The 13120-nt window shown below is 66.7% G+C and carries 14 protein-coding genes and 1 riboswitch; of the genes, 3 read left to right on the top strand and 11 right to left on the bottom strand.

Going from position 1 to position 13120, the window contains the following annotated elements; translation table 11 throughout:
* Window positions 1-49 precede the first annotated feature (49 nt).
* Window positions 50-1375: a hemolysin family protein gene (locus ACT89O_RS22105; protein ID WP_055395363.1), complete on the bottom strand. Its 1326-nt coding sequence runs from the start codon at window positions 1373-1375 to the stop codon at window positions 50-52.
* Window positions 1376-1455: 80 nt separating this feature from the next.
* Window positions 1456-2631: a PhnD/SsuA/transferrin family substrate-binding protein gene (locus ACT89O_RS22100; protein ID WP_487261204.1), complete on the bottom strand. Its 1176-nt coding sequence runs from the start codon at window positions 2629-2631 to the stop codon at window positions 1456-1458.
* A gap of 224 nt (window positions 2632-2855) precedes the next feature.
* Between ACT89O_RS22100 and sorT the strand changes: the two genes are divergently transcribed.
* Both sorT and sorU read left to right on the top strand, forming a co-directional pair.
* On the top strand, window positions 2856-4067 hold the full coding sequence (sorT, locus tag ACT89O_RS22095; protein WP_487261203.1) for a SorT family sulfite dehydrogenase catalytic subunit: 1212 nt from the start codon (window positions 2856-2858) through the stop codon (window positions 4065-4067).
* 137 nt (window positions 4068-4204) lie between these two features.
* The gene (sorU, locus tag ACT89O_RS22090) at window positions 4205-4513 is read left to right on the top strand and encodes a SorU family sulfite dehydrogenase c-type cytochrome subunit (RefSeq protein ID WP_487262895.1); all 309 of its coding nucleotides are present in this window, start codon (window positions 4205-4207) and stop codon (window positions 4511-4513) included.
* Between the two features lie 56 nt (window positions 4514-4569).
* On the opposite strand, the gene ACT89O_RS22085 is transcribed toward sorU, so the two are convergent.
* On the bottom strand, window positions 4570-5886 hold the full coding sequence (locus tag ACT89O_RS22085; RefSeq protein ID WP_487261202.1) for a D-amino acid dehydrogenase: 1317 nt from the start codon (window positions 5884-5886) through the stop codon (window positions 4570-4572).
* A gap of 91 nt (window positions 5887-5977) precedes the next feature.
* A riboswitch (glycine riboswitch) is annotated at window positions 5978-6099 on the bottom strand.
* A 224-nt stretch (window positions 6100-6323) separates the two neighbouring features.
* Here ACT89O_RS22085 and ACT89O_RS22080 point away from each other — a divergent pair.
* Entirely contained in the window at window positions 6324-7106 is a 783-nt protein-coding gene (locus ACT89O_RS22080; RefSeq protein ID WP_487261201.1) for a 2-keto-4-pentenoate hydratase, read from the top strand.
* Between the two features lie 30 nt (window positions 7107-7136).
* Here the strand turns inward: ACT89O_RS22080 and ACT89O_RS22075 are convergent, their stop codons facing one another.
* From ACT89O_RS22075 to ACT89O_RS22040, 8 genes are all read right to left on the bottom strand, one after another.
* Entirely contained in the window at window positions 7137-7631 is a 495-nt protein-coding gene (locus ACT89O_RS22075; protein WP_121421379.1) for a YXWGXW repeat-containing protein, read from the bottom strand.
* Window positions 7632-7796: 165 nt separating this feature from the next.
* Entirely contained in the window at window positions 7797-8339 is a 543-nt protein-coding gene (locus ACT89O_RS22070; protein ID WP_121508377.1) for a YXWGXW repeat-containing protein, read from the bottom strand.
* A gap of 187 nt (window positions 8340-8526) precedes the next feature.
* Complete coding sequence (locus tag ACT89O_RS22065) at window positions 8527-8907, bottom strand: hypothetical protein (protein ID WP_218301490.1); 381 nt, start codon at window positions 8905-8907, stop codon at window positions 8527-8529.
* 52 nt (window positions 8908-8959) lie between these two features.
* Complete coding sequence (locus tag ACT89O_RS22060) at window positions 8960-9385, bottom strand: DUF6463 family protein (RefSeq protein ID WP_487261200.1); 426 nt, start codon at window positions 9383-9385, stop codon at window positions 8960-8962.
* 12 nt (window positions 9386-9397) lie between these two features.
* Window positions 9398-10717, bottom strand: a complete 1320-nt coding sequence (locus tag ACT89O_RS22055; protein WP_487261199.1) for an ABC1 kinase family protein — start codon at window positions 10715-10717, stop codon at window positions 9398-9400.
* Window positions 10704-11267: a DUF2867 domain-containing protein gene (locus ACT89O_RS22050; protein ID WP_487261198.1), complete on the bottom strand. Its 564-nt coding sequence runs from the start codon at window positions 11265-11267 to the stop codon at window positions 10704-10706. The genes ACT89O_RS22055 and ACT89O_RS22050 overlap by 14 nt, the downstream gene beginning before the upstream one ends.
* A complete protein-coding gene (locus ACT89O_RS22045) occupies window positions 11264-12166 on the bottom strand; it encodes a TetR/AcrR family transcriptional regulator (protein ID WP_218301493.1) in 903 nt (300 codons plus the stop codon). The genes ACT89O_RS22050 and ACT89O_RS22045 overlap by 4 nt, the downstream gene beginning before the upstream one ends.
* 178 nt (window positions 12167-12344) lie before the next feature.
* Complete coding sequence (locus ACT89O_RS22040) at window positions 12345-13076, bottom strand: helix-turn-helix domain-containing protein (RefSeq protein WP_487261197.1); 732 nt, start codon at window positions 13074-13076, stop codon at window positions 12345-12347.
* Between the last annotated feature and the right edge of the window lie 44 nt (window positions 13077-13120).

The raw sequence follows: 13120 nt of genomic DNA, 5'->3' as shown, positions 1-13120 counted from the left end.
AACGCCAGGGCGGGCCCTGGCGGAGACGGTGCCCCATGGAGGGGCCAGGTCAGCCCGCGCCGTTGTCGTCTGCTTCGGCCTTTTCCTCGGGGGTCAGGCGCGTGGCCAGGATCTTGTCGATGGTCTTGCCATCCATGTCCACCACTTCCAGCTTCCAGTCCTCCCACTGCACGGTGTCGGTCACCTTGGGCAGGCGGCCAGTCAGCAGCATGATCATGCCGCTCAGCGTGTGGTAGCGGCCGCGTTCCTCCTCGGGCACGGCATCCAGGTTCAGGCGGTCTTTCAGCTCGGGCACGGGGATGTGGCCGTCCAGCAGCCAGCTGCCGTCCTCGCGCTGCAGCGCCCAGGAGGTCTCCGGGTCGCGCGGCTGAAACTCGCCGGTGATGGCCTCGATCAGGTCCTGCAGCGTGACGATGCCCTGCACCTCACCGTATTCGTCGATGACAAACGCCATGTGGACGTCCGACAGGCGGAAGTTGTCCAGCAGCTCCATGCCCGTGATGGTTTCGGGCACATACAGCGCTGTCTGGAGCGGCTGGTCGGCCAGGCCGCCGCGCGCCTTGTCGCGCAGCGTGCGCGACAGCCACTGGCGCGCGTTGATCACGCCCAGGATGTTGTCCATGCCGCCGCGCACCACCGGAAAGCGTGCGTGGTCGGATTCCTCGATGCATTTGAGGTTGTCTTCAAACGACGCATCCATGTCCAGACACACCACATCACCACGCGGCACCATCAGCGAGCCGATCTGACGGTCGTCCAGCCGGAACACATTGCGCACCATGGTGTGCTCGTGCGATTCGATCACGCCCGCAGTGGTGCCCTCCACCAGCATGGCGTGGATCTCTTCTTCGGTCACCGGGCTGCCGCTGGTTTCCTTCACACCCATCAGGCGCAGCAGCGTGCGCGTGGACGTGGACAGCAGCAGCACAAACGGCTTGGTGGCCAGCGCCAGAAAGTTGATGGGCCGCGCCACCAGGCGGGCAAAGGTCTCGGGGTACGACTGGCCGATGCGCTTGGGCACCAGTTCACCCACCACGATAGAGAAATACGTGATCAGCACCACCACCAGGCCGGTGGCCGCGTAGCTGCCAAAAGGCATGGGAACGCCCAGTGCTTCAAGCCACAACGCCAAGGGCCCAGCCAAGGCGGCCTCACCCACGATGCCGTTCAGCACGCCAATCGACGTGATGCCGATCTGGATGGTGGAGAGAAAACGCGTGGGGTCTTCGCCCAGCTTCACGGCAGCGGCGGCGCCGCTATCGCCCTCATCAATCAGCTTTTGCAACCGGGCTTTGCGGGCCGTGACCAGAGCGATCTCGGACATGGCAAACAGGCCGTTGAGAAGGATGAGGGCGAACAGTATTGCTATTTCCATACAAAGGGCGCCTTGCGCGCCCTTGGGTGTTGAGAAGCGACCAATTGTAAGGACAGGGGCCAGAGACCCTGCGCTGGCTCCTAGCCACCTTCGGTCGGGAGGCCCGTTTCGTCCCACTCGGGCAGTCCCCCCCGCAGCCAGTACACCGACTGGAACCCCTTGGCTGTGGCCACCTTGGCCGCTTTGTAGGACTTCCAGCATTCGGCGCCATTGCACGCAAAAATTACCGGCTTGGCCTTGTCCACGCCCTGAAGCTTGTCCAGCGCCTGGAAATCATCCTGTGCGGCATTGAAGGCCACGTCCTTGAGGCTCTTTTCCACATACGCTGCAAACACGGCGCCCCGGATGCGCTTGGTCTTGAATTCCTTCTCGGTTCGGGTGTCCACCAGCGTGGCGCCCTGCACCAGCAGGGTCTGGGCCTCGCGCGCAGTGATGCGCGTCACCCCAGGCAGGCTCGTGGGGGTGAACAGCCCCAGCTCGGCCACACGTCGGTACTCAACGGCCTCCGGGCGCACGGAGGCTGGCGGCAGGCCGCTGGCGGAGGACGACGCGCTGAACCACTGGGCCAGCTTGTTGCGCGCATCCGCCGGCAGGTCTTTTTTCACCACGATGGAGAACCCGCCAGGCACCGGCTGCGATGTAGCCAGCACCCGCGCAAGGCCGGGGTGCGCTGCCGACCATTCGGCCCAGTCGTCCTCGCGCACCACAGTGGCATCCGCCGTGCCCAGAGTCAGGGCTGTCAGGCCGGCCTGGGGAAATTTCTCGTACTGCACCGCGCGCAGGTCCTGGAACGACAGCCCCGCCTCATTGAGCATGCCGCGCGCCATGTAGGTGTAGGCCGAATCCTGCTGGGGCAGATAGAGCCGTCGGCCTTTCATGGCAGGCACCGCAGCGATCTGCTGCAGCCCGACCAGCAGGTATCTGTCCGATTTGTGCGTGGCGCCCACCAGCTCGTAGCCGCGTTGCAACGCGGACGCAGCCACCTGGGCAGGGCCAATGAAGATGTCATATCCCGCGCTGCGCGTGGCGCGCATCACGTCGGCCAGGTCGTCGCTGGTGGTCAGTGCCACGGGCTGGCCCGCGGCCTTCGACAGGCCCGATTCGGCGGAGGTGCGCAGGATGGAGTGCGCCGCCTTGCGGGCCGTGGGCTCCACGGCCACGATGGCCGTCAGCTGGGCCTGGGCGGCGCTGCAACACAGCCATAAGCCAAGTAGCAGTCCCAGCGGGCCGCGGGTCGATTTTCTGGCGATGTTCATTGCGCGGTTCCTCTCCCCAAAACAAACCGCGAATATGCCCAGGGCCCCCGCACCTGCGTACGAATGTTTCTGATCTTTTGTTTTTGTTACTTCTTCTAACGAAGCCATGCGTGCGGCGCGCAGAGCTCCCGCACAGAATGCGGGCTGACCCGATCCCCTGTGCCTGCCGGGTGGGCGGGGGCAACAAAGAGTTTTTGTCCATCCCATTATTTGGAGACGTTTCCATGAAAGATTCCATGACCCTGCCGCGACGCCACATGCTGGCCGGAAGTGCCGCCGCCTTGAGCGCGCTGGGCCTGGCTGGATGGGCCGGCGGTGCGCGTGCCCAGCAGGCCGCAGCCGCTGCCAAGCCGCTGCCCGCGTATGCAGGATGGAAGTCACCGGATGCGCTGATCGTGCACAGCAGCAGCACTCTCGAAACCCGTCGCTCCGCGTTTGGCACCAGTGTCATCACGCCGTCCAACCAGCTGTATGTGCGCAACAACCTGCCCGCGCCCGACGCCGCCATCCTGGACAACCGCGATGCCTGGACCGTGGCGATCGAAGGGGTCAAGAGTCCGCGCAGCCTGACCCTGGCCGAACTCAAGACGCTGGGCGTGGAAACCGTGGCCACCGTGCTGCAGTGCTCGGGCAATGGCCGGGGCTTTTTCCCCAGCAAGCCCAGCGGCACGCCCTGGTCGGTGGGCGCTGCCGGTTGTGTGGTCTGGAGCGGCGTGCCACTGCGCAACGTGGTGGCCGCCTTGGGCGGGCTGGCCGACGGTGCTGCCTACCTGACCGGCACGGGCGGCGAGAAGCTGCCCGAGGGCGTGGACCCGCTCACCGTGCTGGTGGAGCGCTCGGTGCCCGTGAAGGCACTCGACGACGCGCTGCTGGCCTGGGAGATGAATGGCGAGCCGCTGTCGCTGGCGCACGGTGGCCCGCTGCGCCTGGTGGTGCCCGGCTACCAGGGCGTGAACAACATCAAGTACGTCAAGCGCGTGGCCTTCACCGCCGCGCAGTCGCAGGCGCGCATCATGTCGCACGGCTACCGCATGTCGCCGCCCGGCAGCAAGGCCAGCCCCGACCAGCCCTCGGTGTGGGAGATGGGCGTGAAGTCGTGGATCAACGGCCCCTTGGCCGACAAGGGCGCGCTCAAGCCCGGCCAGGTGCAGGTGCATGGCGTGGCCTTTGGCGGCACGCGCGGCATCAAGGGTGTGGAGGTGTCGGTCGATGGCGGCAAGACCTGGCAGGCGGCCAAGCTCATCGGCCCGGACCTGGGCCCGTTCGCGTGGCGGCAGTTTGCGCTGCCCGTGCGCCTGGAGGCGGGCACCCATGTGCTGGCCAGCCGCGCCACCGACACGGCAGGCAATGTGCAGGCCGAGCAGCGCGAGGAAAACCTGGGCGGCTACAACAACGCCAGCTGGCGTGACCACGCCGTCACCGTGACCGTGGCATGACCTCGCTCCCCCCTGAGGCGCTTTGCGCCTTCCCCCCGATGGGGGGACGCCACCCGTGGCCTGGCAGAGCCAGTTCCACGGTGGCACTGGCGTGGGTGCGCGCCGCTATCGGACGGTATCGGGTGCCGCAAGGCAGTTTGCTGGTAGGGCTGGCGTTACTGTGGGCGGGCGCCAGCTGGGCTGCCGACCCGGCCGAACTGGCGCGCGGCAAGGAGCTGTTCACCAAGATCCAGCCCGCCTGCGCGGTGTGCCATACGCTGCAGGCCACCGGTGCTGAAGGGCAGGTGGGCCCGGTGCTGGATGAGCTGAAACCTGACGCTGGCCGCGTGTTGCGCGCGCTCAAGGCGGGTATCGGCGTGATGCCTTCGTATGCCGAGCGCATGAGCGAGAAGGACATGCTGGCGGTGGCGCAGTTTGTGGCGCACGCCACAGGCGCCGCCAAGTAGGCGCAGCCTTTCGCAGCGGTTGCAGCAGCCTTGCCTCGCTGCAACCGCGCGCTGCTTCAGGCCGCCGTGCGCGATGGCACCAGTGCCGCTCCTGCGGCGCGCCCCTGCAGCCCCTGGAACGCAAAGTCCACCTCGGGTACACGGCCGCTCACGATGTCGGCCAGGGCCTTGCCCGAGCCGCAGGCATGTGTCCAGCCCAGCGTGCCGTGGCCGGTGTTGAGGAACAGGTTGCCTACTTTGGTCTTGCCGATCAGCGGCACGTTGCTGGGCGTGGCCGGGCGCAGGCCGCTCCAGAACTGGGCCTGGCTCGCGTCGCCCGCGCCGGGGAAGAGCTGCTCCACGCGCCGCACGATGGCCTCGCAGCGCACCTGGTTCAGGTGGCGGTCGTAGCCGTTCAGCTCGGCGGTGCCCGCAATGCGCAGACGGTCACCCCGCTCGCTGGTGTAGCGCGAGAACACGAGCTTGAACTCATCGTCTGTCAGGCTCACCTGGTGCGCCTTGGCTGCATCCTTCACCGGCATCGTCACCGAGTAACCCTTGGCCGGATAAATCGGCAGCTGGATACCCAGCGGCTGCGCCAGCAGCGGGCTGAACGAGCCCATGGCCAGCACAAACGCGTCGCCGCGCACGCGTTCGAAGCGGCCTTCGGCATTGGTCACTTCCACATGGTCGATGCGGCCGCCCACCTCGCGCAGTGCGGTGATGTGGTGGCCCATGCGGAACTGCACGCCCGCCGCCTCGCACAGCTTGGCCAGCTCGCGCGTGAACTGGTTGGCGTCGCCGGATTCATCTTCGGCCGTGTAGGTGGCGCCTGCGAGCTGCGGGCGGATGTGGGCCAGCGCGGGCTCGATGCGCACGGCCTCGTCGGCGCTGATCACCTGGCGCTCACAGCCCAACGCGCGCATCTGCTCGGCCGGGGCCAGCGCGCCGTCGAATTCCTTTTGGTTGGTATAGAAGTGCAGGATGCCCTGCGTGCGCTGGTCGTACTGGATGCCGGTGGCCGTGCGCAGCTGCTGCAGTGTGTCGCGGCTGTAGGTGCCCAGGCGCACGATCTGCTCGATGTTGTGGCGAGTGCGCGCGGGTGTGCAGTTGCGCAGGAAGGACAGGCCCCACAGCCACTGCCGCATGTCGGCGCGCAGGCGGAACAGCAGGGGCGCATCTTCCTTGCCCAGCCACTGCAGCACCTTGAGCGGCGCGCTGGGGTTGGCCCAGGGCTCGGCGTGGCTCACCGAGATCTGGCCGCCGTTGGCAAAGCTGGTCTCGGCACCGGGCGCACCCTGGCGGTCGATGACCGTGACCTCATGGCCAAGTTGTTGCAGGAAATAAGCCGAAGTCACGCCGAGCAAGCCGGCGCCCAAAACGATTACGCGCATTTTTGAAGCCTTTTAAGGGTTCAGCGCTTGATGGATGTGCGTTGGCAGCTATTAATTAAATAGCAAGCAGCCAGCGCGCGTCCGCCAAGCTGCCGCTCCCCCTGTCCTTGGTACCTGAGAGATTCACCACCCAGCCCACATGGCGCGCGGTTTGCTCCTTCGGTGCGCCACAACGCTGCTGACAGGTTGGGGCGGCTCTCCAGACGGCTTTGATAAATGGTGCAGTACGGGACCTGAGCGTGTATGGGAGTTTGCGCCTTCGGTGCAGCGGTGGGCCTTGTGGCCTGCCGTGCTCTCCTGCGGGGGCCATTCTAGGAGGGTGCGGGCGGCGGTGGGGTGTTTGGGGCGGCTAATGGGCGGCAATCGTTGCTGATGCTGGCGGCGACATGGAGTCGCCATAATCCGGCGATTTGACCCACCCCCAGGACGCTTTTCCCATGCCCGATACCGCCTTTGACCCCTTCGCCAGCGCCGCCGTGATCACCATAGCGCGCCAGGGACGCACGCCCCGGCCGCTGGATCTGCCCGTTGCATTGCGCCCTCGCGATGCGGCCGAGGCCTACGCCGTGCAGGACGCCGTAGTGCGTGAGCGCGGCGAGGTCGCGGGATGGAAAGTGGGCGCCGCGTCGCCCCAGGCCCAACCCGCGCGTGCGGCGCTGACCCGCGACTCGGTGTGGGTGGAGCAGCCTGGCCAGGAGGTCAACTTGTCGGCCACAGGCTTTGCCGTGATGGGGGTGGAGGCGGAGCTGGTGTACGAACTGGGCGCAGACCTGCCCGCACGCGCCACGCCCTACAGCGCGGCCGAGGTGCTGGCCGCCATGGTGTCGGTGCGTGCCGCCATTGAGGTGTGCGACACGCGTTTTGCCGCCTGGGCACAACAAGGGGAGTGGAGTCGCCTGGCCGACCAGGCCTGCCATGGGGCGCTGATCGTGGGTTCGGGTTTGACCGATGTGGCTTCGGTGCAGCCCCTGGTGCAAGGGGTCAGCCTGTCGGTGAACGGATCGGTGGCCGTGCAGCACGCCACCTGGGGTAACCCGGCAGGTGATCCGCTGCGGCTGCTGGTGTGGCTGGCCAACGAAGGCGCGCGCAGCCTGGGAGGGCTGCGCGCAGGGCAGTGGGTGACCACCGGGTCCTGCACCGGCACCGTGCTGGTGGCGCCGGGCACGGTGGTGGTGGCCGATTTTCCTGGTGTCGGTCGCGCCGAGGTGAAATTCGACTGAACCGTTACGAGGATCGTGGAACGCGGCAGATCAGTTGCGGCGCGGGTTGTCCGGCTGGCTGTCGCGGCGGTTGGACACGCCGTCACCGTCGCGATCACGGTCATTGCGGTTGGAGATGCCATCGCCATCGCGGTCCCGGTCGTTGCGGTCGGCAATGCCGTCACCGTCGCTGTCCCAGCGGCCCCGCTGCATTTCCCAGCGGCCATCGCGCTCCACCCATTGGGGCTGCCGGTACTGGTAGCCGCTGCGCGCTTGTACCCAGTGGCCCTTCACCCAGCGGTGGCGGTTGCCGCGCCATTCCCAATGGCCTTGTTCCCACACCTGGCCACGGCGTGGGCGCGGCACGGCTTCGTACCGTGGTGGTGGGGGCGCGGGAATCACCTGGTAGGTCTGCGTGGGCTGGTACCCACGCTGTGGTTGGTCGGACTGAATGACGACGGTGCCTTGAATGGCCGCGTGTGTCGGTACGAGGGGCAGCAGTGCCATCAGGGCGATGGCGGCTGCGGTCAGTGTTTGGCGGGTCATGGTGGTCTCCGGGGTGATTCCTGGCGGAATCGGTCTTTGCATGGTGGCGGCCTGGTGCGCGGCGCCACGTAGGTGCTCAGCGGGGGCGGGCGTAGGCCAAAGGAGGGAGTGGGCGCGGGGCTTGCGAGCCTCCGCGCTCCTTCAGCTGTTCAATCGTTCAATCGTTCAATTGCGGTAGGGGTTGTCCGGGCGGCGGTCGTGCCGATTGGGAACGCCGTCTCCGTCACGGTCGCGGTCGTAGCGGTTGGACACGCCATCGCGGTCTCGGTCGTGGTGATCGCGGTCGTAGCGGTTGGGAACACCATCACCATCGCGGTCACGGTCATAGCGGTTGGGGATGCCGTCGCCATCACGGTCCCAGCGGCCGGGGCGCAGGTCCCACCGGCCGCCGTGTTCCACCCAGCGCGGCTCGCGGTAGTAGTAACCAGGGCGCGCCTTCACCCAGTGGCCCTGGACCCAGACATGGCGGTGGCCGCGCCAATCCCAATAGCCGGGCACCCACACCATGTTGTGCCGAGGGCGGGGCGCCACTTCATGGCGGGGGGGCGGTGGTGGGCCGTATTGCACCACCATGGGTGCTGGCGCCTGGTAGTGGTGGGGCTGCCCCGACTGGATGACAACGGTGGCGCTGGTCTGTGCCTGCGCCACCGTTGCGGCGCCCAGAGACAGCAAGGCGATGGAAACAGCGGCGAGTGCATTGCGGGCCATGGTGATCTCCTCAGAATGATTCCTTGCGGAACCGGAGACTTCATGGTGCAGATGCTGCGTCAAGCCGGTGTAGGCGAATTGCGAAGTCTTGTGAAGTTGTGTTTCCTGCAGCAGGAGCAGCAGCGGTTTCCGTGATTTTTCTCACACTTCCGGCAAGCTGCCCACCCCGTGAACGTAGTGCGGCCCTTCAGCGCCACCACACCAGCGCCGCCACCACGAGCAGGGCAAACCAGGCAGGGTGTCGGCCCTCAGTGGCATAGAACACCAGCACGCCGCTGGCCAGCGTGGCGACCCCGGCCACATCGGCCACCCAGGCTCCCAGGTCCGCGTCCACGGGCGAGGTCCCCAGGCGCCACATCAAGGCGCTCAGGGCCCAGCCCAGCACGGTGGCCAGATGCCAGGTGCCCCACAGAATGCGCACCTGCCACTCCCGCAGCACGGGCCGTCCGCCGGTGGGCACGATGCCCTCTGTGCGCAGGGCGCGAAATACTAGCAATTCACCCAGCACCGAGTGCGCAACACCCACCAGGGCGAGGCCCCCGGCTGCCAGTACCAGCGCAGTATTCATGGACAGTTTCTAGTTCAATCAGGATGGCCGTGGAAGGTGCAGACGCAGCGCATCAACCGCCTTTTTCGCCTTCAGCGCTTTGGGGCCAGCACAGGGCCAGCGCGGGCGGCAGCGCCAGCCAGAAACCGGAGGAAGGCATGAGCACAATGCCCAGCACCGTGAGTGCCAGCAACCCGGCACCCAGCCCGCGCAAAGGAACGGGCGCCAGGGCAGCGTTGCGTTCGGCCAGCAGGATGGCCCAGCCCAGCAACGCGAACAACACGCCGAACAGTACAAACCAGACCACGGCGCCCACGGCCGGGTCTTTTTGTACGCTGTTGAAAACGCCGCGCCGCACGATCTCTTGCAGCTGGGTCGGAAACACGACGGCGGCATACAGCGTGTGCAGCACCGCCACGGCCAGCATCCACTGGCCCTTCCAGCGGTTGCGAAACGGTATGGCCGTAGAGCGATGGGAGGGGGAGGTCAGGGAGGTCATGTGGGTGGGGTCCTATGAGGGAAGAAGGGCGGGGCAATGCGTGTGGACGCGCGCGCCCAGCCCCGTAAGCAGGTGCATGAGGCCCATCCACATGCGCTCAAACGCGGGCATCTCGCCGGGCACCTGCACCAGGTGCTCGCCCAGCATGCGCTGGTGCCGTCCGGCGGTGATGGGTGGCGGCGTCTTGACGCCAAAATCGAAAACCGGTTGCGTGAAGGGCTCCATCTGCCAGGCCTGCATGTCAGCCAGTGCGGGCGCGAGTTCGGCGGTGTAGGCCGGCACGGTGAGGCGGGCGTTGACGAGTCCGAGTGCCTGGTAGGCTTGCAGCACCAGCGCGCCTCGCTGTGGGTCGGTGGCAGGCCTCAGCAGTGCGGACCATGCTTTTGTCACCTGGGTGCGAAAGTGCTCCGACAGGCTGCGCGTGCAGCCAAAGTCCAGCACCCCCACGGTGCCATCGGGTGCGAACAAGAAATTGCCCGGGTGCGGATCGGCGTGCACTCGGCCCAGCACAAAGAGGCAGTGCATGAACCAGTCCCACAGGTGCTGTCCGGCCCGGTCGCGCTGCGCCTGCGTGGGCTGCGAGGCCAGCCAGTCCTGCAGATGCTGGCCCGGCAGAAACTGCTGTGTGAGCACCTGGGCCCGGGTGTGCGACAGGATGGGCTGGGCCAGCACCACGCCCGGCAGCGCCGCGTGCTGTGCAAACCACTGCAGTTGTTCGGCCTCCTGCAGGTAATCCACCTCGCGCAGCAGCGTGGCCTCGATCTCGGTCATCACGCTGTCCACAACGGTGTTGGCGGGCAGCGGCATGTCGGTATGGGCCAGGGCGCGCAGCGCGGCGCGCATGAGCTGCATGTCGCTGGTGATGGTGGCGGCGATGCCGGGGTACTGCACCTTCACGGCCACCGTGCCGTGGCCTGCCAGCCGCGCGCGGTGCACCTGGCCCAGGCTGGCGGCGGCGAAGGCGGTGGGTTCGAAGTGTTCAAACAGTGCCTCGGGCTCCTGCCCGAAAGCTTGGCGGAACACGCGGCCCACCAGCGCGCGGTTGAGTGGTGGGGCCTGGTGGTGGGCGCGCGCCAGCTCTTGCCGCACACCGTCGGGCAGCAGGCCGGGGTGCATGCTGAGCAACTGCGACACCTTGAGCGCCGAGCCCCGCAACTGGCCCAGCGCGCCAAAGAGGATGCGGCCGAGGGCGGCTTCGTGGTCGGCCTGCGCTTGGGCAGATGGCGTGCGCACGCGGTGCCCCAGCTGGGCCATCCCGATGCGCGCGGCAGCGATGCCAGTGATGGTGCCGCGCGCCAGGCGGCCGGTGCGCGGCGGTTCAGTGCGTGCCATGGTCTGCCAGGCGTTGCACCATGGCCCGTGCGATGCGGCGGTGAAAGGGTGTCACCACCGCCATGTAGGCATGCCCGAGCGTGTTGTGGATGTGCACCACGGTGCTGAGCACCATGGTCGGCGGCCCAGAGGTCTCGGTCCGTCCGCTGTGCTTGGTCAGTGCAACCTGCACGTCGAGGTGCCTGTCGTCCTGGCCCATCACGACTTCGGTGTCGCTCAGGTGGCGGATGCGGAAGATGCCCACGCGGTCGCCCACACGGTAGCTGCTGGCCTCGCGCAGCGATCTGCCGCTGGCGGGCGGGTACCCATCGTGCAGTTGCCCCAGGTCCTTCAGGCCCACCAGCCGCACCAGCTTGTTGCGCACGGTCATGAGCATTTGTGTCCAGCGCGGCGTGCGGGCCACCACGTCCAGCCAGGCCTGCAGGGCGGTGTGGGATGGCTGGCCGTCAGCCGCCTCGTAGGCATCAAAAAAATGGGCGCCGGGCAAGCTTGCATGGATGGCGGTGCCTGCGGGCACCTGCGTTTCGCGCACGGTGGGGGCGGTGTTCATGCGGACTTCCTCTTGCGTGGTGCGGCGGCGGGCTTGGCGGTGGTGCTGGGGGGCGGGACTGGGCTGGCTGCGCGTGGTTTGCGCGGCGTACGGGGCGGCTTGGAAGGCTCTGGCGCTGCGGGTGAACCGGCGTTTGCCGTGTGGGCCTGGTGTGCCTGGGGAGTGCTGTAGGGCGCGCTGGCCATGGCCTGCTTGGCCAGCTGCAGCATCCCCATCAGGCCGCTGCTGTGCTGCACCATGCGGGCCATCTGGCTGCGCAGCACAAAGCCGCCCAGTTGCAGCACGCGATTGACGAGCCCGCCACGCAGTGCCTGCACCAGCACACCCAGCGAAAGGTCCACCAGCTGCGTGGTGTCGGCAAATTCGTCGGAGGTGTCGGCCAGCCAGTAGGTCACCACACCGGCCAGGTAGTCGGTGTAGAGCCCACCCGCCATGCCTTTGAAGTCGCAGGGCTCGATTTCGCCACTGGCCTCTGCCGCTTCGAGAAAGCTGGCGACGGCCTCGCGCAGGCTCTGGCGCGCCGCCAGGGGCTCGGCCAGCATCGACAGCGGCGAGCGCCGCGCCAGACTGCGCACCTGGGCCACAAATTCGCGGTCGGCCAGCAGGCGCTCCAGCACGGCGTCGGTCAGGCGCTGCAGCTTTTCCTGCAGCTGATAGCCCGCGAAGCCTGGCGTCTGCAGGGTTTCGGCCAGCGCCTGGTGGACCACATCGTCCAGGTAGCCGAGCACGATGCGGTCCTTGGTGGGGAAGTATTTGTAGATCGTGGCGTCGCCAATGCCTGCTGCACGCGCGATGTCTTTCATCGTCGTGCCGTCAAAGCCCTGGCGGGTCATGAGGTCCACCGCGCTGGCCACGATCTGGCGGCGCGTGGCGTCTTGTTGCTGGCGGGTGGTTTTCATTTGACTATCTTTAAATAAACAAAATTTGTTATTTAAAGAATAGTATTTTCTGTTTGTTGCGTCAAGCGGGCGTGGCACAGCACAGCTGCTGGCGCTGTGCTCAACTGATGAATTCAGGGTGTTTTTGGCCTCTAGCGCTTTTAGGTAAAGCGCTGATAGCTATCAAAATAAGAGTAAATCAGCGCCGCATGGACGCAAACGCCTCAAACTCCCAGCTGCGCATCGCCAGCAGCAAGGTGTAGCCCTCGCGCTCGCGGTCGGACAGCTTCTGGTCGGCCAGGTGCTGCTGGGCAAAGTCCTGGGCCACGCGCTGCATGCGCTCCATGAACGCAGGGGCCAGGCTGCGGCTGATGTTGCCGTGCACCAGCAGCACGCCTTCGCCCGCGCCGTCAAAGCCGCCCGCGAAGTAGTCCAGCAACGCGTGGTCGCGAAAGTAGTTCATCACCGGGCCATGCGGGCGCCAGCGAAAGGTCTTGGCCAGCTTGAGGCGGTAGCGGTTCAGTGGCCGCAGCTCGATGATGCCGATGCGGTCGAGCTGTGCGAGGTACTTGATGCCCTCGGCCTCGGTGAGGCGGTAGGCGGTGGTCACCTGCTCCAGCGTCCATTGGCTGAGCACGCAAATCGCCATCAGCAGCAGTTTCTTGTCGCCCACCACGGCTTTTTCCTGCTCTTGTGTCAGCTCTTTCAACAGCGGCTGTTCGTCGGCCACACGCCGCGCCAGATCGGCAAAGTCCAGCGCCAGTGCACGGCAGATGGCGTCGATGCGCGACAGCGGCATGTCGCCCTTGGCCAGCATGCGCTTGACGCTGGACTCGGCCATGCCCAGCGCCTGGGCCAGGTCGGCGTAAGTCATCTGCGCGGTCTTGAGTTCTTTTTTCAGGGCGGTGACGAGGTCGGCGGTGGTGCTCATGGCTGGTGGGCGGTTGGCGGGTATGGGTGGGTGTTGGGTATCAA

Source organism: Acidovorax sp. NN32, from assembly GCF_057597245.1.
Note: the sequence above shows the minus strand (reverse complement) of the source record. Positions and strands in the feature narration are given on the sequence as shown.

Coding starts and splice junctions, on each gene's coding strand:
- ACT89O_RS22050 (WP_487261198.1), bottom strand. CDS start 11,267: ATGAACACCGCCCCCACCGTGCGCGAAACGCAGGTGCCCGCAGGCACC.
- ACT89O_RS22045 (WP_218301493.1), bottom strand. CDS start 12,166: ATGAAAACCACCCGCCAGCAACAAGACGCCACGCGCCGCCAGATCGTG.
- ACT89O_RS22100 (WP_487261204.1), bottom strand. CDS start 2,631: ATGAACATCGCCAGAAAATCGACCCGCGGCCCGCTGGGACTGCTACTT.
- ACT89O_RS22075 (WP_121421379.1), bottom strand. CDS start 7,631: ATGACCCGCCAAACACTGACCGCAGCCGCCATCGCCCTGATGGCACTG.
- ACT89O_RS22040 (WP_487261197.1), bottom strand. CDS start 13,076: ATGAGCACCACCGCCGACCTCGTCACCGCCCTGAAAAAAGAACTCAAG.
- ACT89O_RS22080 (WP_487261201.1), top strand. CDS start 6,324: ATGCCCGATACCGCCTTTGACCCCTTCGCCAGCGCCGCCGTGATCACC.
- sorT (WP_487261203.1), top strand. CDS start 2,856: ATGAAAGATTCCATGACCCTGCCGCGACGCCACATGCTGGCCGGAAGT.
- ACT89O_RS22065 (WP_218301490.1), bottom strand. CDS start 8,907: ATGAATACTGCGCTGGTACTGGCAGCCGGGGGCCTCGCCCTGGTGGGT.
- ACT89O_RS22105 (WP_055395363.1), bottom strand. CDS start 1,375: ATGGAAATAGCAATACTGTTCGCCCTCATCCTTCTCAACGGCCTGTTT.
- ACT89O_RS22060 (WP_487261200.1), bottom strand. CDS start 9,385: ATGACCTCCCTGACCTCCCCCTCCCATCGCTCTACGGCCATACCGTTT.
- ACT89O_RS22070 (WP_121508377.1), bottom strand. CDS start 8,339: ATGGCCCGCAATGCACTCGCCGCTGTTTCCATCGCCTTGCTGTCTCTG.
- ACT89O_RS22085 (WP_487261202.1), bottom strand. CDS start 5,886: ATGCGCGTAATCGTTTTGGGCGCCGGCTTGCTCGGCGTGACTTCGGCT.
- ACT89O_RS22055 (WP_487261199.1), bottom strand. CDS start 10,717: ATGGCACGCACTGAACCGCCGCGCACCGGCCGCCTGGCGCGCGGCACC.